General features: G+C 62.1%; 13 protein-coding genes. 11 read left to right on the top strand and 2 right to left on the bottom strand.

Annotated features, from left to right (window positions below):
- Positions 1-4 precede the first annotated feature (4 nt).
- The 11 genes from CMV14_RS14585 to CMV14_RS14535 all read left to right on the top strand — a co-directional run bounded on the left by CMV14_RS14585 (position 5) and on the right by CMV14_RS14535 (position 11,019).
- Positions 5-805 (top strand): glutathione S-transferase family protein, encoded by an 801-nt coding sequence (locus CMV14_RS14585; protein ID WP_066969642.1) that lies wholly within the window; start codon positions 5-7, stop codon positions 803-805.
- Between the two features lie 302 nt (positions 806-1,107).
- Complete coding sequence (locus CMV14_RS14580; protein WP_176489151.1) at positions 1,108-1,740, top strand: TetR/AcrR family transcriptional regulator; 633 nt, start codon at positions 1,108-1,110, stop codon at positions 1,738-1,740.
- A 306-nt stretch (positions 1,741-2,046) separates the two neighbouring features.
- A complete protein-coding gene (locus tag CMV14_RS14575) occupies positions 2,047-3,669 on the top strand; it encodes an FAD-dependent oxidoreductase (protein ID WP_066969638.1) in 1,623 nt (540 codons plus the stop codon).
- Positions 3,670-3,671: 2 nt separating this feature from the next.
- Complete coding sequence (locus CMV14_RS14570; RefSeq protein ID WP_066969636.1) at positions 3,672-4,256, top strand: SRPBCC family protein; 585 nt, start codon at positions 3,672-3,674, stop codon at positions 4,254-4,256.
- A 103-nt stretch (positions 4,257-4,359) separates the two neighbouring features.
- Positions 4,360-5,091 (top strand): dienelactone hydrolase family protein, encoded by a 732-nt coding sequence (locus CMV14_RS14565; RefSeq protein ID WP_066969634.1) that lies wholly within the window; start codon positions 4,360-4,362, stop codon positions 5,089-5,091.
- 1 nt (position 5,092) lies between these two features.
- Positions 5,093-6,271, top strand: coding sequence for a cytochrome P450 (locus tag CMV14_RS14560; RefSeq protein WP_066969632.1), 1,179 nt, complete (start codon positions 5,093-5,095; stop codon positions 6,269-6,271).
- A 24-nt stretch (positions 6,272-6,295) separates the two neighbouring features.
- Positions 6,296-6,955 (top strand): nuclear transport factor 2 family protein, encoded by a 660-nt coding sequence (locus CMV14_RS14555; protein ID WP_139114806.1) that lies wholly within the window; start codon positions 6,296-6,298, stop codon positions 6,953-6,955.
- Positions 6,956-7,054: 99 nt separating this feature from the next.
- On the top strand, positions 7,055-8,449 hold the full coding sequence (locus CMV14_RS14550) for an MFS transporter (RefSeq protein WP_176489152.1): 1,395 nt from the start codon (positions 7,055-7,057) through the stop codon (positions 8,447-8,449).
- On the top strand, positions 8,430-9,683 hold the full coding sequence (locus tag CMV14_RS14545; RefSeq protein WP_066969626.1) for an acyl-CoA dehydrogenase family protein: 1,254 nt from the start codon (positions 8,430-8,432) through the stop codon (positions 9,681-9,683). The genes CMV14_RS14550 and CMV14_RS14545 overlap by 20 nt, the downstream gene beginning before the upstream one ends.
- Positions 9,605-10,591 carry a glutathione S-transferase family protein gene (locus tag CMV14_RS14540; protein WP_153046163.1) on the top strand — a complete coding sequence of 329 codons (987 nt, stop codon included), beginning with the start codon at positions 9,605-9,607 and terminating at the stop codon, positions 10,589-10,591. The genes CMV14_RS14545 and CMV14_RS14540 overlap by 79 nt, the downstream gene beginning before the upstream one ends.
- Entirely contained in the window at positions 10,588-11,019 is a 432-nt protein-coding gene (locus tag CMV14_RS14535; protein WP_139114805.1) for a DUF423 domain-containing protein, read from the top strand. Before CMV14_RS14540 ends, CMV14_RS14535 begins: the two co-directional genes overlap by 4 nt.
- A gap of 30 nt (positions 11,020-11,049) precedes the next feature.
- Here the strand turns inward: CMV14_RS14535 and CMV14_RS14530 are convergent, their stop codons facing one another.
- Both CMV14_RS14530 and CMV14_RS14525 read right to left on the bottom strand, forming a co-directional pair.
- A complete protein-coding gene (locus tag CMV14_RS14530) occupies positions 11,050-11,919 on the bottom strand; it encodes an amidohydrolase family protein (protein WP_238147303.1) in 870 nt (289 codons plus the stop codon).
- Positions 11,920-12,125: 206 nt separating this feature from the next.
- Positions 12,126-13,142: an amidohydrolase family protein gene (locus CMV14_RS14525; RefSeq protein ID WP_066969655.1), complete on the bottom strand. Its 1,017-nt coding sequence runs from the start codon at positions 13,140-13,142 to the stop codon at positions 12,126-12,128.
- Positions 13,143-13,157: the final 15 nt, after the last annotated feature.

Genomic DNA, 13,157 nt, shown 5'->3' with positions numbered 1-13,157 from the left:
CTGCATGCTCGAATTATACCATGCCGACATGTCAACCTGCGCGGCCAAGGTCCGCTGCCTGCTCGCCGAAAAGGGACTGGCTTGGGAAGGGCGTATGCTGAATCTGAGGGCAGGGGATCAGCACACGCCGGAGTTCCTTGCGCTCAATCCCAAAGCGGTAATTCCTGTTCTGGTGCATGATGGCGTCGTCGTAACCGAATCCAATATCATCATGGAGTATATCGAGGATGCGTTCCCGCAGGGCGTGTCGCTGATGCCAGCGAATCCGCTATCCCGGGCCAGGGTGCGCGCGTGGATGCAGCGGCTGGATGCCGGTCTGCATTTCGACATCGCGGTACTCAGCATCGCTGTCGTCATCCGCTCGCAACTCATGGCGGTGCACGGCACGCCGGAAGCGCTTGACGCTTATTACGCGGCCATCCCGGATCCGAAACTGCGTGCCATCTATCAGGAGGTGGTGCCGCTGGGCGTCAGGGCCCCAGCCTTCCGCGCGTCGCTCGATGCCTGGCGCAAAGCGATGGAAGCGGTGGAGGCGGCTCTGTCCGGTTCAGCATTTCTCGTTGGGGACAGCCCTACTCTGGCGGACTTCGCCATCCTGCCTTACGTCCGCCGGCTGGAGGATCTGCAAATGCTCCAGCTCTGGGATGATCTTTCCCTTGGACGTCCCTGGCTTGCCCATATGAAGGACACGGCGGGATATCAGCAAGGGATCGTCGAATTTCTGAATCCCGACGCGCTGGCCCTGATGCAGGCAGAGGGCGAGAAAGCCGCCAGGGACCTGCTTCGGCGGAGGGACGAGCCATAAAATCCCTTCCGATCCTATCGCGTGCTGCTCAGGCGCGCCGCGCGCGCCGGAGCGATGTGCTCTTTCGGCCATCGCGGCATGGCATGACGCGCGTGTTCCGGCGATCGTCGCTTTTCTTCGAATTGAGCGCATGTCATCATGACAAAAGTGACATGCGATTTCTTTCGAGAGGGAAGCGAGTGGGGAATGGAGCAGACAAGGCTGTCGCGGCGCAGCCCGACAGCGATACGCCCCCACTGCCGCGCGAAAATCACCGGACGCGCGTAGCGCGGGAGAGGCGCCAGCGTATGCGGGCGCACCTGATGCAATCCATCCTCAGCGTATGCTCCGGCAGGAAGCTCACCGGCTCGACCGTGATCGAGGAGGTTGTCCGGCATGCGGGCGTCTCGCGCGGCACCTTCTACACCTATTTCGACTCGCTCGACGAAGCCGTGATTCAACTGGCCTTCGAGCTGGCGGAGGAAATGACGGCGGGCATCGGCGCGCTGGACGATGTGATCAACGATCCCGTGCTGCGTACCGCGGTTGGATTTCAGACCTTCCTGATGCGCGCGTTGATGGATGCAAATTGGGGCGCGTTCATCATCCACCTGGATCTGCTCGATGAAAATGCCCTGGTCGCAACCGGGGTGAGGGGAAACATAAGACGGGGCATCGAAGCCGGCGAGTTCAATGTGGAATCGGTGGATACCGCCGCTGATCTTCTGATGGGCGCCAAGCATGAGGCTATCCGGCGAATTATCGCCGGCCAGCACGACCCGGCATTTATTCACAGCATGACATCGATGGTGCTGCGCGCCTTCGGGCTTTCATCGTGGAAAGCGGACAAGATCGTTGCGGAAGCCTATGCGCTGCTCTGCAGAGAAGCGCCGGCAAAGCTTGGCTGGTGGCAGCCGATCGACGGCCCAGGCGGGGACGCGCCGGCCAAAGGCTGAAGCCGGTCTGCTTCGCCTTCGATGAAAGGCGTGATGCCGCATGGCGATGCGGCTGCGCTGCCGCGCGCGTTCCGAGGATCGGCGACCCATAAGGGTCTCGCTGATTGCGATTAGGCTACATCCAAAGCGCGTGAAATTCTGAAATAATAAAATCGAATAATATCAATAATTTGAATCGTATAGTGGACGAAAATCGGCACTGCAAAATTATTATCAATTTTGTCATCTTGACATAAATGACGTTATGATGTTTTTGAAGATCGAGCCCGGCATCGGACCGGGCCATTGCATAGGAGATGACGGCAGATGCGAGGCTGGGACGAGATCCTCGACGTTGTGGTGGTCGGTTCCGGCGCGGCCGGAGTATCGGCGGCGCTCAGCGCGCAGCACCATGGCGCAAATGTGCTCGTGCTGGAGCGCAGCGACAAGTTCGGCGGGACCAGCGCCATCTCCGGCGGCGGCTCGTGGATCCCGAACAACGATCATATGGGCGAGGTAGGGTCGAGCGATTCCCGCGAGCAGGCGCTGACCTATCTGCGCAGCCTTTCGCTGGGCGGCATGGACATGAAGCTGGCCGAGATTTTTGTCGATGCGGCGCCTGACGTCATCCGCTTCATCGAAGGCGAAACGCCGCTTTCGTTCATCGCCATCCGCAGGCCGGATTATCAACCCGAAAAGCCCGGAGGCACATTCGGCCGGACGCTTTCGCCGCAACTGTTTCCTGCTGGAACACTGGGCGAGATGCGCCCGCATCTGCGCCAGTCGCCAATGTTCCTGATCCCGGTATCGGCGCAGGATGTGACCGATGGCCTCGATCTGCTGGACCCCGCGGTAATCGGGAATCGGATAGCGAAGGGACTGGTGGGTCTCGGGATGGCGCTGATGGCGGGTCTGATCAAGGGCGCGCTGGACAAGGGGGTGGCGTTCCGGCGGAACGCGCGGGCGCGCCGGCTGGTGATCGACGACGGCGCGGTCGTCGGCCTCGAATATGAAAGCGAAGGCCAGACGCACCGGATCGGCGCGCGGCGCGGGGTGATACTGGCGAGCGGCGGGTTCGAGTGGAGCGAGGGGCTGGTCAAGGACCATGTCGCAGGCCCGATCGAGGCGCCGCTGAGCCCGCCCTTCAACGAGGGCGATGGGCTGATCATGGCGATGGAGGCACAGGCGGCGGTCGCGAACACGAAGGAAGCGGCATGGATGCCATCGCTGTGCATTCCGGGCGAGGAATATGAAGGACGACAGCTTTACCGGCTGACCGGAAGCGAGCGCGCCAATCCGCGGTCGATCATGGTGAACCGGGAAGGCCGGCGCTTCGTCAACGAGGCGCATAATTACAGCGATGTCGGGCGCGCCATGCACAATTTCGATGCGATGACGTTCGACTATCCGAACCTGCCGGCTTGGATCATCGTCGATAGCGGCTATATGGAGCGCTATCCCTTCGCCACCCGCTTTCCCGGCGATCCGGTTCCCAGATGGATGGAGACGGCGGACAGCCTGCGCGAGCTTGCCGGGAAGATTGGGGTGGATCCGGACGGGCTGGAAGCGACGGTGGAGCGGTATAACGCGCATGTCGCGCAGGGCCACGACCCCGATTTTGGGCGGGGCAGCAGCAGCTATGACCTGGCCTATGGCGATCAGTCGCGCGAAGGCACGTTGCAGACGCTGGGCCCGATCGAGCGCGGGCCGTTCCATGCCTGCCGGGTCTATTCGGGCGTGCTCAGCACGAAGGGCGGGCCCAAGATCAACGCGAAGTCCGAAGTGATGAACGTGCGCGGCGGCGCGATCGACGGTCTCTACGCCGCCGGCAATGTCAGCGGAGGCTTCACTGGCATGGCCTATCCTGGCGGGGGCGGCAACATCGGCCCGGGGCTCGTATTCGGCCATATCGCCGGTCGTAACGCGGCGGCCAACGGGAACAGGTTCTAGCCATGCCTTCTGTAGAACATGAGCGGATCGTCGCGGCGCCGTTTTCCGAAGTCTGGCCGTTCGTGCGCGACATGGACAATTGGGCGCCGCGGGTGACCGGCTATCAGCGGCACGAGAAGCTGAGCGATACGGAATCGATCTGGTATCTGAAGGGCGAGCTGGGCGGGCTGACCCGCGTGGCCGAGTTCAAGGCGCTGGTCACCGAATGGGACGAAAGCGGGCGGGTGAGTTTCACGCTAGAGGGCGTCAACGAGCCGGTCGTCGGCAACGGCAATTTCATCGCGCGGGAACTGACGGCAGGGCAGCCCGCACTTTCACGCCAGCCGCAAACGCGAGGGCTCTCGCGGCTGCTTGCATGGATGGCGCGGCACGCACTCGGTCTGCTGACGGGCAAGCGATCTTCGTCCTCCGTTTCGCCGCAGAGCGGCGCGGTTGGCGAAACGCAACTGACGTTTCGGCTGACCATCCAGGCGACCGGCATGGCGGGCGGCGTGCTCAACCTGCTGATCACGCCCATGCTCCAGCCCGTGGCGGAGGATCTCGCCAACGGTATCGCCGACAGCATCGTTCCCGCGACCGGCGCATGAGCGCCGATCCGCATTTCCGCGAGAGTGGCGCGAAATCCCGGAGATGCGCGGATGGCAGGCGAATGTCCCGCGCCCACGGTCGATCGGAATAGAGGTGACATCCATGGCTTCCCAAATCCTGAAATATAAAGCGGGCAATATCGAGTTAGCGAGCCAGCTGTTCATGCCCGATGGCCCATCGCTGTATCCGGCGGTTCTCATATTCCCGGGTGGATCGGGGCTCGGAGAGCATTATTTCGATCTGGCGAGAAAACTGACCAGCCTCGGTTACGCGGCCCTGGCATGCGATCTCTACGGCAATGGCCAGACGATGGACAAAGACCTTTCGAAGGTCATGCCGATCATAAATCGCCTTACGTCCGATCCCGCGCTCATCCGCATACGCGCTCGCGCCTCTCTCGACGCCGTCCGCGCGGTTCCGCAGGTCAATGCTGAGCGTGTGGCGGCTGTCGGTTACTGCCTCGGCGGGGTGTTCGCGCTCGAACTGGCCCGTAGCGGGGGCGACATTCGGGCGGCCATCGGTATCCACACACCGGTCATCACCGCAAGTCCGGCCGACGCGGCCAATATCAAAGCCAAGATACTGGTGATCAACGGGGCGGAGGATCACCTTGTCTCCGAGGCGCAGCGGGCGGGTTTCGAGAAGGAAATGGGCGACGCCAAGGCCGATTGGCAGATGCACGTCTATGGCGGCGTCACGCACAGCTTCAGCATTCCCGACGCAGCCGCCTTCGGGAGGCCTGATCTCAATCGATATGACCGGGTGGCGGCGGCGCGTGCCTGGCGCTCGACGACCGATCTTCTCGAAGACATATTCGCCGACAGGGAAGATTGAGATGTCCGCGTCCCTCCTCATCGAGCGCTTCGATCTGGCGGATCCCGATCTGCAGGCGAACCCTTTTCCCTTCTATCCGCTTCTCCGGGAAAACCACCCCGTCCTGAAAACGGCATTTTTCGGCCGGCCTTGCTGGGTTCTGAGCCGCCGCAAGGATGTCAGCGCGGTGTTGATGGACACGAGGGGCTTCTCCAGCCGGACGACGCCGATCGACATCCTGCTGTTCTCCGACCCGCCCGAGCACGGCCGGCTGCGCAAGATGGTCGCGGACCATTTTACGCGCAGCGCTGTCGCCGTTCGATCGGAGCAGATCGGCCGCGCGGCGACCGAGCTTTACGAGCGCTGCCTGGAAAAGGGCGACTGCGACGGGATCGACGACTTCGCGAGCCCTCTGACGATCCGCATGATGAGCCTGTTGCTCGGCATCACCGAGGGGCAGGCCGGCGATGTGCGAGAGCTTTCGGTGCTTCTTGCCGAGGCGGCCCAGGCGAGGCGCATCGGCGTGTCGCCGTCGCCCGAAGTGGCGAACGCCAGCGCGACGATAGCGGACCTGATCCTTGGGATCGTGTCGAACAGAAGCTATGCGCCCGACGGCGTGATCGCTCCGCTGGCGGATCGATACCGAGCAGGCGAATTGACCTCGGGCCAGCTGATCGAATTCGCCACATTGTTGTTCGTGGCAGGCCATTCGACGACCACCAACCTGATCGGCAACACGCTCTATTCCATCGCCCAACGCCCGACCGATCTGGAGCGGATGCGCGCCGAGGCGGGCTGGATAGAATCCTATATCGAGGAAGTGCTTCGCACACGTCCGTCATTCCACCGCGTTCTGCGCATCACCACTCGCGACATCGAATTGCACGGCGTCTCCATTCCCGCCGGATCGCTGATCATGCTCATGCTCGCGGCGGCCAATCTGGATAGCGCCACTTCGGAAAGCGGCGATGCGTTCGAGCCCGACGCCAAAGGTCGCGCGCATCTGGCCTTCGGTCAGGGCATACATACATGCCTGGGCAGCTGGCTCGCCCGGCTCGAGAGCCGCATCGCGCTGGAAGTGGTCGCGGCCCGGACCGCAGCACTCAGGCTCTCCTCCGAGGATCCTCCGACACCCTTCGTAGGCGGGACCTTCAACGAGTTCGGGTTTCAGCGATTGCCGATGACGGTGACACGGCTCTGACCGGTGGATCCGACTGTTTTCAACATGCGCCGCCAGGCGACGTTCGAGCTGGGAGAGGATATGGTACAGAACGGCACGCTGCTCGACAGGCTGGCCATCGCCGATGTCGTCACCCGCGAACGCATGGCTCGCGATGACGGCGATTGGGAGGCGATGGCGGCCTGCTATCACCGGGACTCCTCGATCGACATATCCTGGTTTCAGGGAGGCGGGCATGCGTTCGTCGCCAGGACGAAGGAATTCTTCGAAAGGATGAAGGCATCCGGCGACAAGGATGACCTGAATTTCCATATCCTTCAGCCGGTCAACGTGAAGGTGAGGGGCGACCGGGCTATAGCCGAGATGCCGTGTACGCTCAGAAATTTTCTAAGAGTTGATGGCGTCGAGGCAAGTTTCGAAGGGCATACCCGCCTGTTCTGGCGCAGTGTTCGATCCGGCGAAGACTGGCTGATAGCCGGACTGCGCGTCGTCTATATTCGTGATTTGATCATGGCGTGCAATCCGTCCAGCCGGCTTGTTCTCGATCAGGCCCAGCTCGATTCCCATCGCCAGTCCTATCGGTATCTTTCTTACCTGTTGAAGCGTGACGGGCTGTCGCCGAGGGACGATCTTCCGGGCGCTGACAGGCCCGAGACGGTGGCCGCGTTGCGCGAGCAGGAAGCGCTTTGGCTGCGGACCGACTGACCAGCGGAAACACCTCAGCACAGGAAACAGGAGAGGCGTCGGCCATATGCGACCGGTGGGGTCGATCGGGCGGCGAGATGGTGTCGAATGGAACCAGCGATGACTTCGGCAAGCACTGCGTTCGATTATTCAGGGCGCATCCGTGAGGGCGGGCTGGTCGCCCGGCAGGCCCTCGTTCTGGTGATGCTTGGCCTATTGGTGATCTTCGACGGCATGGACAACCAGCTTCTCGGATTGATCGCACACGATATGGGCAGGGATCTCGACATCCCCATTTCTTCGTTCGGCATGATATTCTCATCGGCGTTCTTCGGCGCGATCACGGGCGCCTTGCTGCTGAGCCCGCTGGCCGACCATCATCTTGGGCGGAAACGTGTCGCGATGCTGGGGATGGTGCTCGCCGGCGCATGCACGATCGCCACTGCCTATGCGGAAACGCTGGTCCAGCTGCTGTCGATCAGATTTCTGACAGGCTTCGGGCTTGGCGCGGCCTTGCCTATCCTCATATCGCTCGCGTCGGAATTTTCGCCGCTACGACATTCGCGGCTGATCGTATCGCTGATGCTGGCCTTCGTGCCGCTCGGTTCCGCCCTGGCAAGCATCCTGGCAAAGCTCGTCGCGGGCCATGGGCCGTGGAGCCTGCTGCTCGTCATCGCCGGGATCAGCACATTGGTGCTCACGGCGGGGGCGGCGCTGTTGATCCCCGAATCCGTCACCTTCCTGGTGCGCCGCCGCGATCACGCCCGAGCGATATCGTCGGTTCACAGGCTGTTCGGGCCATCCAGGATCGATGCGGTCCTGGTCGATGAGGACCGGGCCGGCGGCGATCGCCCTGACAAGCAGCCGCTCGCGCAGTTGCTTTCCGCGCGGTTTCGCAAGCTGACGGCATTATTCTGGATAGCGTTCCTGATCGATTCGGCGGTTCTCCATCTCTTCCTCAGCTGGACTCCGACCTTGCTGATCAAATCCGGGCTATCTTCGGTGGAGGCGGTGAACGCCGCGGCGATGTTCGGCCTGGGTGGGGCGATCGGAACCGTAGGCCAAGCCTGGCTGGCTTCGCGTTTCGATATCTATCGGGTCATGTATGTCGAGATACTGGTGTCGATCGCGGCGATGCTGGCATTGTCGATGGTGGTTCACGAACCGGACATGGTCGATGCGATGACGTTCATCATCGCGGCGACGATGTGCGCCTTTCACACCGGGTTGACCAATCTCGTCCTGGAAACATTTCCCGAGGCCGTCAAAGCCACGGCATTGGGGTGGGCGATCGGGGTTGGGCGCTTCGGCGCGGCGGGAGCGCCTCTCCTCATAGGCTTTCTAATCGCCCTGAAATGGCATCCTTCCCTGCTTTTCATCGGCGCATCCTTTCTGGGCGTCATCGCCGGGGCCGCGCTGATCATCGTGCAATTGGCCGTCGTTCGATCGGCGGAACTCCAATCTTTTCCGAACCATCCCGAAAGGAGAGTGAAATATGGCGACGCTCGCCGATGAGAATGAAAATGTCGCGACCATCGAGAGTGCCGATCAGATCGTCGCGGCGATAACCAGGATCACTCCGGAGCTACAGGAACTGGCGCTTGCCGAAGAAGAGGCTCGTCAGCTCAGCGGCCGGACCATCGCAGCGCTCGATGCAACCCGCGCGTTTCAGATGAGCATTCCGCGCGCCTATGGCGGCCTTGCGCTTCCGGTCGCGGAACAGCTGCGCGTCTACACGGCGATCGGGAAGATCGCCGGGTCCACCGGATGGGTGAGCTGGGTCACGACGACGCATGACCGGTGGGTCGCGATGCTGCCTGAAAAGGCGCAGGAGGATGTCTTCGGCATGGAATGGGTAGGGCCGCGCGTATCCGGCGTGCTCACCGCGTCGGGCCCCGGAAAGGCAACCCCCACCGAAGGCGGCTATATGGTCGAAGGGGTCTGGCCGTTCTGCAGCGGCTCACCCAATACGGCGTGGTCGTTTCTCGGCGCGATCGTGCAAGATGGCAGCGCCGCGCCCGATCACCGGATGATGCTGATCCCGGCAGGGGATCTCGAGATACTCAACGACTGGAACGTCAGCGGCCTCAAGGCGACCGGCAGCAACACCGTGCGCATCCGCACGCCGGTTTTCGTGCCGGAGCATCGCGCTCTGCCGACTCTCGGCGCGCGTGCCGATGCCGCGCCGCCGCCTGACGCCGTCTATCATAATAATTTCGTCGCCTTCACCTCCCTGCTGTCCGGCGCGGCGCCGCTGGGCATGGCAAAGGGCGCGCTCGATTATTTCATGGCGCGGGTGGGGAAGCGGGCCATTACGGCCACGATGTACGCCGTTCAGGCGGATGCGGCCGTGACGCATCTGCAACTCGCCGAAGTCAGGTTGCGTATCGATGCGGCTGAGCGTGTCTTGACCGAGGACGCAAAGGAGATGGACCGCCGGGCCGAGGCTCGCGAAGCGTTCGATCCGATGTTCCTTGCTAAGATAAAGTTCGATGTCGCCGCGTCGGTCCGCGGTTGTGCCGAAGCGGTCGAGATTTTGCATCGTGCTAGTGGCGCTTCGACGATCCAGGCCGCCAATCCCATGCAGCGCTACGCGCGTGACGTCCGTGTCGCGACCATCCACGCGCAGTTCAACTATGAAAGCTGCGCGGAGGAATATGGGCGGCTTCTGTGCGGCAAGGCCCCTTTCAACCCATTCGCGGCGCAAGGCCAGCCAGGGCCGGGTGCTGGAAAAATGCGCCATGCCTGATGGATGCGAATATGTCGCGAAAGGAGAGTGAAATGGTCAAGTTGCTGGATAGGGAAATCCTCACCCGCGAAGTCACGGAGTGGAAGGGCCTGCACCTCTTCCATGCGCATTTTTCATCCTGTTCCCAGAAGGTCAGGCTGGTTCTTGCCGAGAAGGGGATCGCATGGCAGTCGCATCCGATCGATCTAGGGGCCAACGAAAATATTTCGGAACGTTATCTCGGCATCAATCCGCGCGGTCTGGTTCCCGCGCTGGTGGATGACGGCGACGTGCATATCGAGAGCAACGACATCATCTTCCATCTGGAAGACAAATTCCCCCAGCCGGTGCTCATCCCGGCAGCCAATCGCGGCGAGGCGGAAGCGATATTGCGCGCGGAGGACGACCTCCATCTCGATATTCGCAACGTCACCTTCCACTTCTTGTTCGAGACACCCGCGCCGCCGAAATCGGCAAAGGACCTTGAGAATTATCGCCGCTTCGGCGCTTCTACCGTGGCCGGCGAGCCGGATGCGCAGAAGGAGAAGGAAATCCGCTATTGGCGGACCTATGGTGAACAGCGGGTATCGCAAGCCGATGCGCGCAAGTCCGTTGCGGCGCTGGGCCGCGCATTTGCCGGCGTAGAGGCGCGGCTCGCGGATTCGGACTATCTCTTCGGTGCTGAACTCACGATCATCGACATTGCGTGGTTCATCTATGCCCACCGGATGGTGCTCGCTGGCTATCCATTGGCGGCGCAGCACCCGGCCATGGGCGCCTGGTACAAGCGGCTCAGCAACCGCCCCGGCTGGGCGACGGAGATCACGATGCCCCCGCCGCTCGCGGCGGTAATCGAGCGTCATCAGCAACGCCTGACCAAGGAAGGCCACAGCATTACCCAGGTCTGCGGAATGACGGCGGCGGGATGATCGATCCGATCGGCGCGCTTCGACGGCCTCTTGCTGCTTATTCCTCGGGATATTCTGTTTGGCGGCGGGCGGTTTGGATGAGGTTGGGCGCGCTCAACGGGCTTTTCGCGCTGGCTGTGCTCCTGTCGTCTGCCGGTCCATTATTCCAGCCCGCGCAGGAAGCCCTGGTTCGAGCAACGGCGCAGATCCAGTTCATGCACGGAATGGCCACGTTGGCTTGCGCCACATTCATGAACATAGGCGCCAAATCCGCGAGGCTAGCTCCCGCCTTCTTCTTGGGAGGCATCGCCCTCTATTGCCTGCCAAACTACGCGCAGGCGATCGGATGGCTTTCCGTCAATGCCGTGATCGCAAGGACGGGGATGGGGGTGTTCGCCATCGGCTGGTTGATCCTGGCATGGTCGGCACGCGACGTGGACAGGGTTTGACGCATTCCCGAGGCGCCCCTTTCGGGAGAGCTATCGGGCGTGATGCCGGGCCGTTAGCACGCTTGCCGCGTTGCCGTGCGCGATCCGCGTCTCCAACTCCACGGGCAGTGCCAGATTTCCGAATTGCGTCGCGGCGTGCGCGAGCGGAAAGATCGGATAGTCGCTGCCGAACAGGAGCTGCGTATCTGGGACGATCGATCGAAGCGCTGCGATGTTCGTGAGGGAATAGGCCTGAGCGCATTCGAAATGAAGGCGGCCCAATTCCGATCGCAGGCCGTTGGGAAACAGCCTGGCCAACCCGGCCTCGCCCACATGAGGCCAGCCGCTGAATCCTTCGATGCGGCTTACCAGCAGGGGCATAACCCCTCCGGCATGGGAGAAGATGAACCGGATGCGCGGGAAGCGGCGAAGCGTGCCCGACACGAGGAGGCTGAAAATCGTACGCGCCGTGTTCATCGGCCATTCCAGCCAGGACCCGTCCATGACGTCACGGTGGTAGCTCAATTTGTCCGGTGCGCAGCAAGGTGCGTCTCGCGGATGCACGAAGACGATGGCATCCAGAGCGTCGAGAACTTGATAGACAGGCCATAGACGCTCGTCTCCGAGCCATATGTCATCGTAATTGGTGGCGATGCCGAAGCCGTCCGCGTGAAGGCTGCCGACCGCATAGTCTATCTCTGCGAGGCAAGCATCGGTGTCGGGAAGGGGGAGCGAGGCGAAATGCCCGAACCGGCCGGGGAAGCGCGCGCCGAGATCAGCCCCGAAATCATTCCAGCGGCGCGCTGCGGTTTGTCTGACGGCGGCATCGGCGCCGAGGACCGGCACCGCGAAGGCCATGCCTGAGCGCACTCCGGCTCCGTCCATCTCCGCGACGGCGCCTTCGGGGCTCCATCGGGACATGAGCTGCATGATCGCCTCCGGCGCGCCGGGCGGCCGGAAATGATGATGGAAGTCAATGAGGCCAGACGGACGATCGCGATCCGAAGATCGGCCCGCCCCCTCAGGGGCAAGCCCGGCCGCAGGAGATTGTTCGATCATTGCGCGCTACGCCTTTCCGCCAGGGCTGTTTTGGAAGCGCATCTGCGACGCCGCGCTCGGGCGGAACATCAGCATGGGCCTATATCGAGCTTGAACAGCCCGGCGGCGTTCCGCCAGGCGATCCGTTCCCGCTCCTCGGTAGATATGTCTGCTTTATCGAGGAAGCCGACCGCCTCCGCATCGTCTTCATAGGGATAGTCGGCGGCGAACAATATCCGGTCGACGCCGAGAACGTCGAGGCTCAGCCTCAACGCCGGCATCGATGTGACCCCGGCCGTGGTGATGACGAAGTTATCGAGGAAATATTCGCTGGGAAGCCGGGGCAGCTTTTCGACGGCGCCGATCTTCACCTGCAACAGGTAGCGATTGTCGATGCGCTGAAGCCAGAAAGGGATGCCTTCCCCCATATGGCCGAGAATGATCTTCAGCTTCGGGAAGCGTTCGAACGTTCCCGACATGATCAGCCGCATCGCATGCAGCCCGGTTTCGACCGCAAAGCCCCAGCCTGCGAAATAGAGGCCATAATCGAGAAACGGAGCGACGAGGCTTGGTCCCGGCTCACGTGGGTGCAGGTAGATGGGCAGATCCGCCGCCTGGGCGGCTTCGAAGATGGGCCGATATTTGGGCAGATCGAGATATTCGCCAAATGTGTGCGAATTTATGATGAGGCCGTGGAGCCCCAGCGATCGTACCCGCTCTATCTCACGAGCTGCGGCGGCAGGATCCTGAGGAGCTACCGCACCCAGCCCCGCGAAGCGGTCCGGATGGCTGCATATGGCCTGCGCCAGTGCATCATTGGCATCGGAAGCCAGCCGGCTGGCAAGGGCGGGGTCGAAAACCTGGACGCCGGGGGATGTCATCGACAGCACCTGCATGGCGATGCCGACACTATCCATATGCGCTATTCGGGAAGGCCCAATGTCGAGCAGGCGTGCGTGAAGTACGCTGTTACCGGGATTTTCGGCGAAGATGGTCTCTCCCATCTTGCGGAAACCCGGTTCGCATTTCCCACTTTTCAGTATTTTCTTCCATTCGGCGACGATCTCGGACGTCACGAAGGCTTCTTCGATAGCAATGCGTCGCATGTTGGCAGCCATTCC

The sequence above is a fragment of the Rhizorhabdus dicambivorans genome, assembly GCF_002355275.1.
Lineage (GTDB): Bacteria > Pseudomonadota > Alphaproteobacteria > Sphingomonadales > Sphingomonadaceae > Rhizorhabdus > Rhizorhabdus dicambivorans.
This window is presented reverse-complemented; position numbering and strand designations above follow the sequence as displayed.

Coding starts and splice junctions, on each gene's coding strand:
- CMV14_RS14585 (WP_066969642.1), top strand. CDS start 5: ATGCTCGAATTATACCATGCCGACATGTCAACCTGCGCGGCCAAGGTC.
- CMV14_RS14550 (WP_176489152.1), top strand. CDS start 7,055: ATGACTTCGGCAAGCACTGCGTTCGATTATTCAGGGCGCATCCGTGAG.
- CMV14_RS14560 (WP_066969632.1), top strand. CDS start 5,093: ATGTCCGCGTCCCTCCTCATCGAGCGCTTCGATCTGGCGGATCCCGAT.
- CMV14_RS14530 (WP_238147303.1), bottom strand. CDS start 11,919: ATGTCCCGATGGAGCCCCGAAGGCGCCGTCGCGGAGATGGACGGAGCC.
- CMV14_RS14570 (WP_066969636.1), top strand. CDS start 3,672: ATGCCTTCTGTAGAACATGAGCGGATCGTCGCGGCGCCGTTTTCCGAA.
- CMV14_RS14535 (WP_139114805.1), top strand. CDS start 10,588: ATGATCGATCCGATCGGCGCGCTTCGACGGCCTCTTGCTGCTTATTCC.
- CMV14_RS14555 (WP_139114806.1), top strand. CDS start 6,296: ATGCGCCGCCAGGCGACGTTCGAGCTGGGAGAGGATATGGTACAGAAC.
- CMV14_RS14580 (WP_176489151.1), top strand. CDS start 1,108: ATGCAATCCATCCTCAGCGTATGCTCCGGCAGGAAGCTCACCGGCTCG.
- CMV14_RS14565 (WP_066969634.1), top strand. CDS start 4,360: ATGGCTTCCCAAATCCTGAAATATAAAGCGGGCAATATCGAGTTAGCG.
- CMV14_RS14545 (WP_066969626.1), top strand. CDS start 8,430: ATGGCGACGCTCGCCGATGAGAATGAAAATGTCGCGACCATCGAGAGT.
- CMV14_RS14525 (WP_066969655.1), bottom strand. CDS start 13,142: ATGCGACGCATTGCTATCGAAGAAGCCTTCGTGACGTCCGAGATCGTC.
- CMV14_RS14575 (WP_066969638.1), top strand. CDS start 2,047: ATGCGAGGCTGGGACGAGATCCTCGACGTTGTGGTGGTCGGTTCCGGC.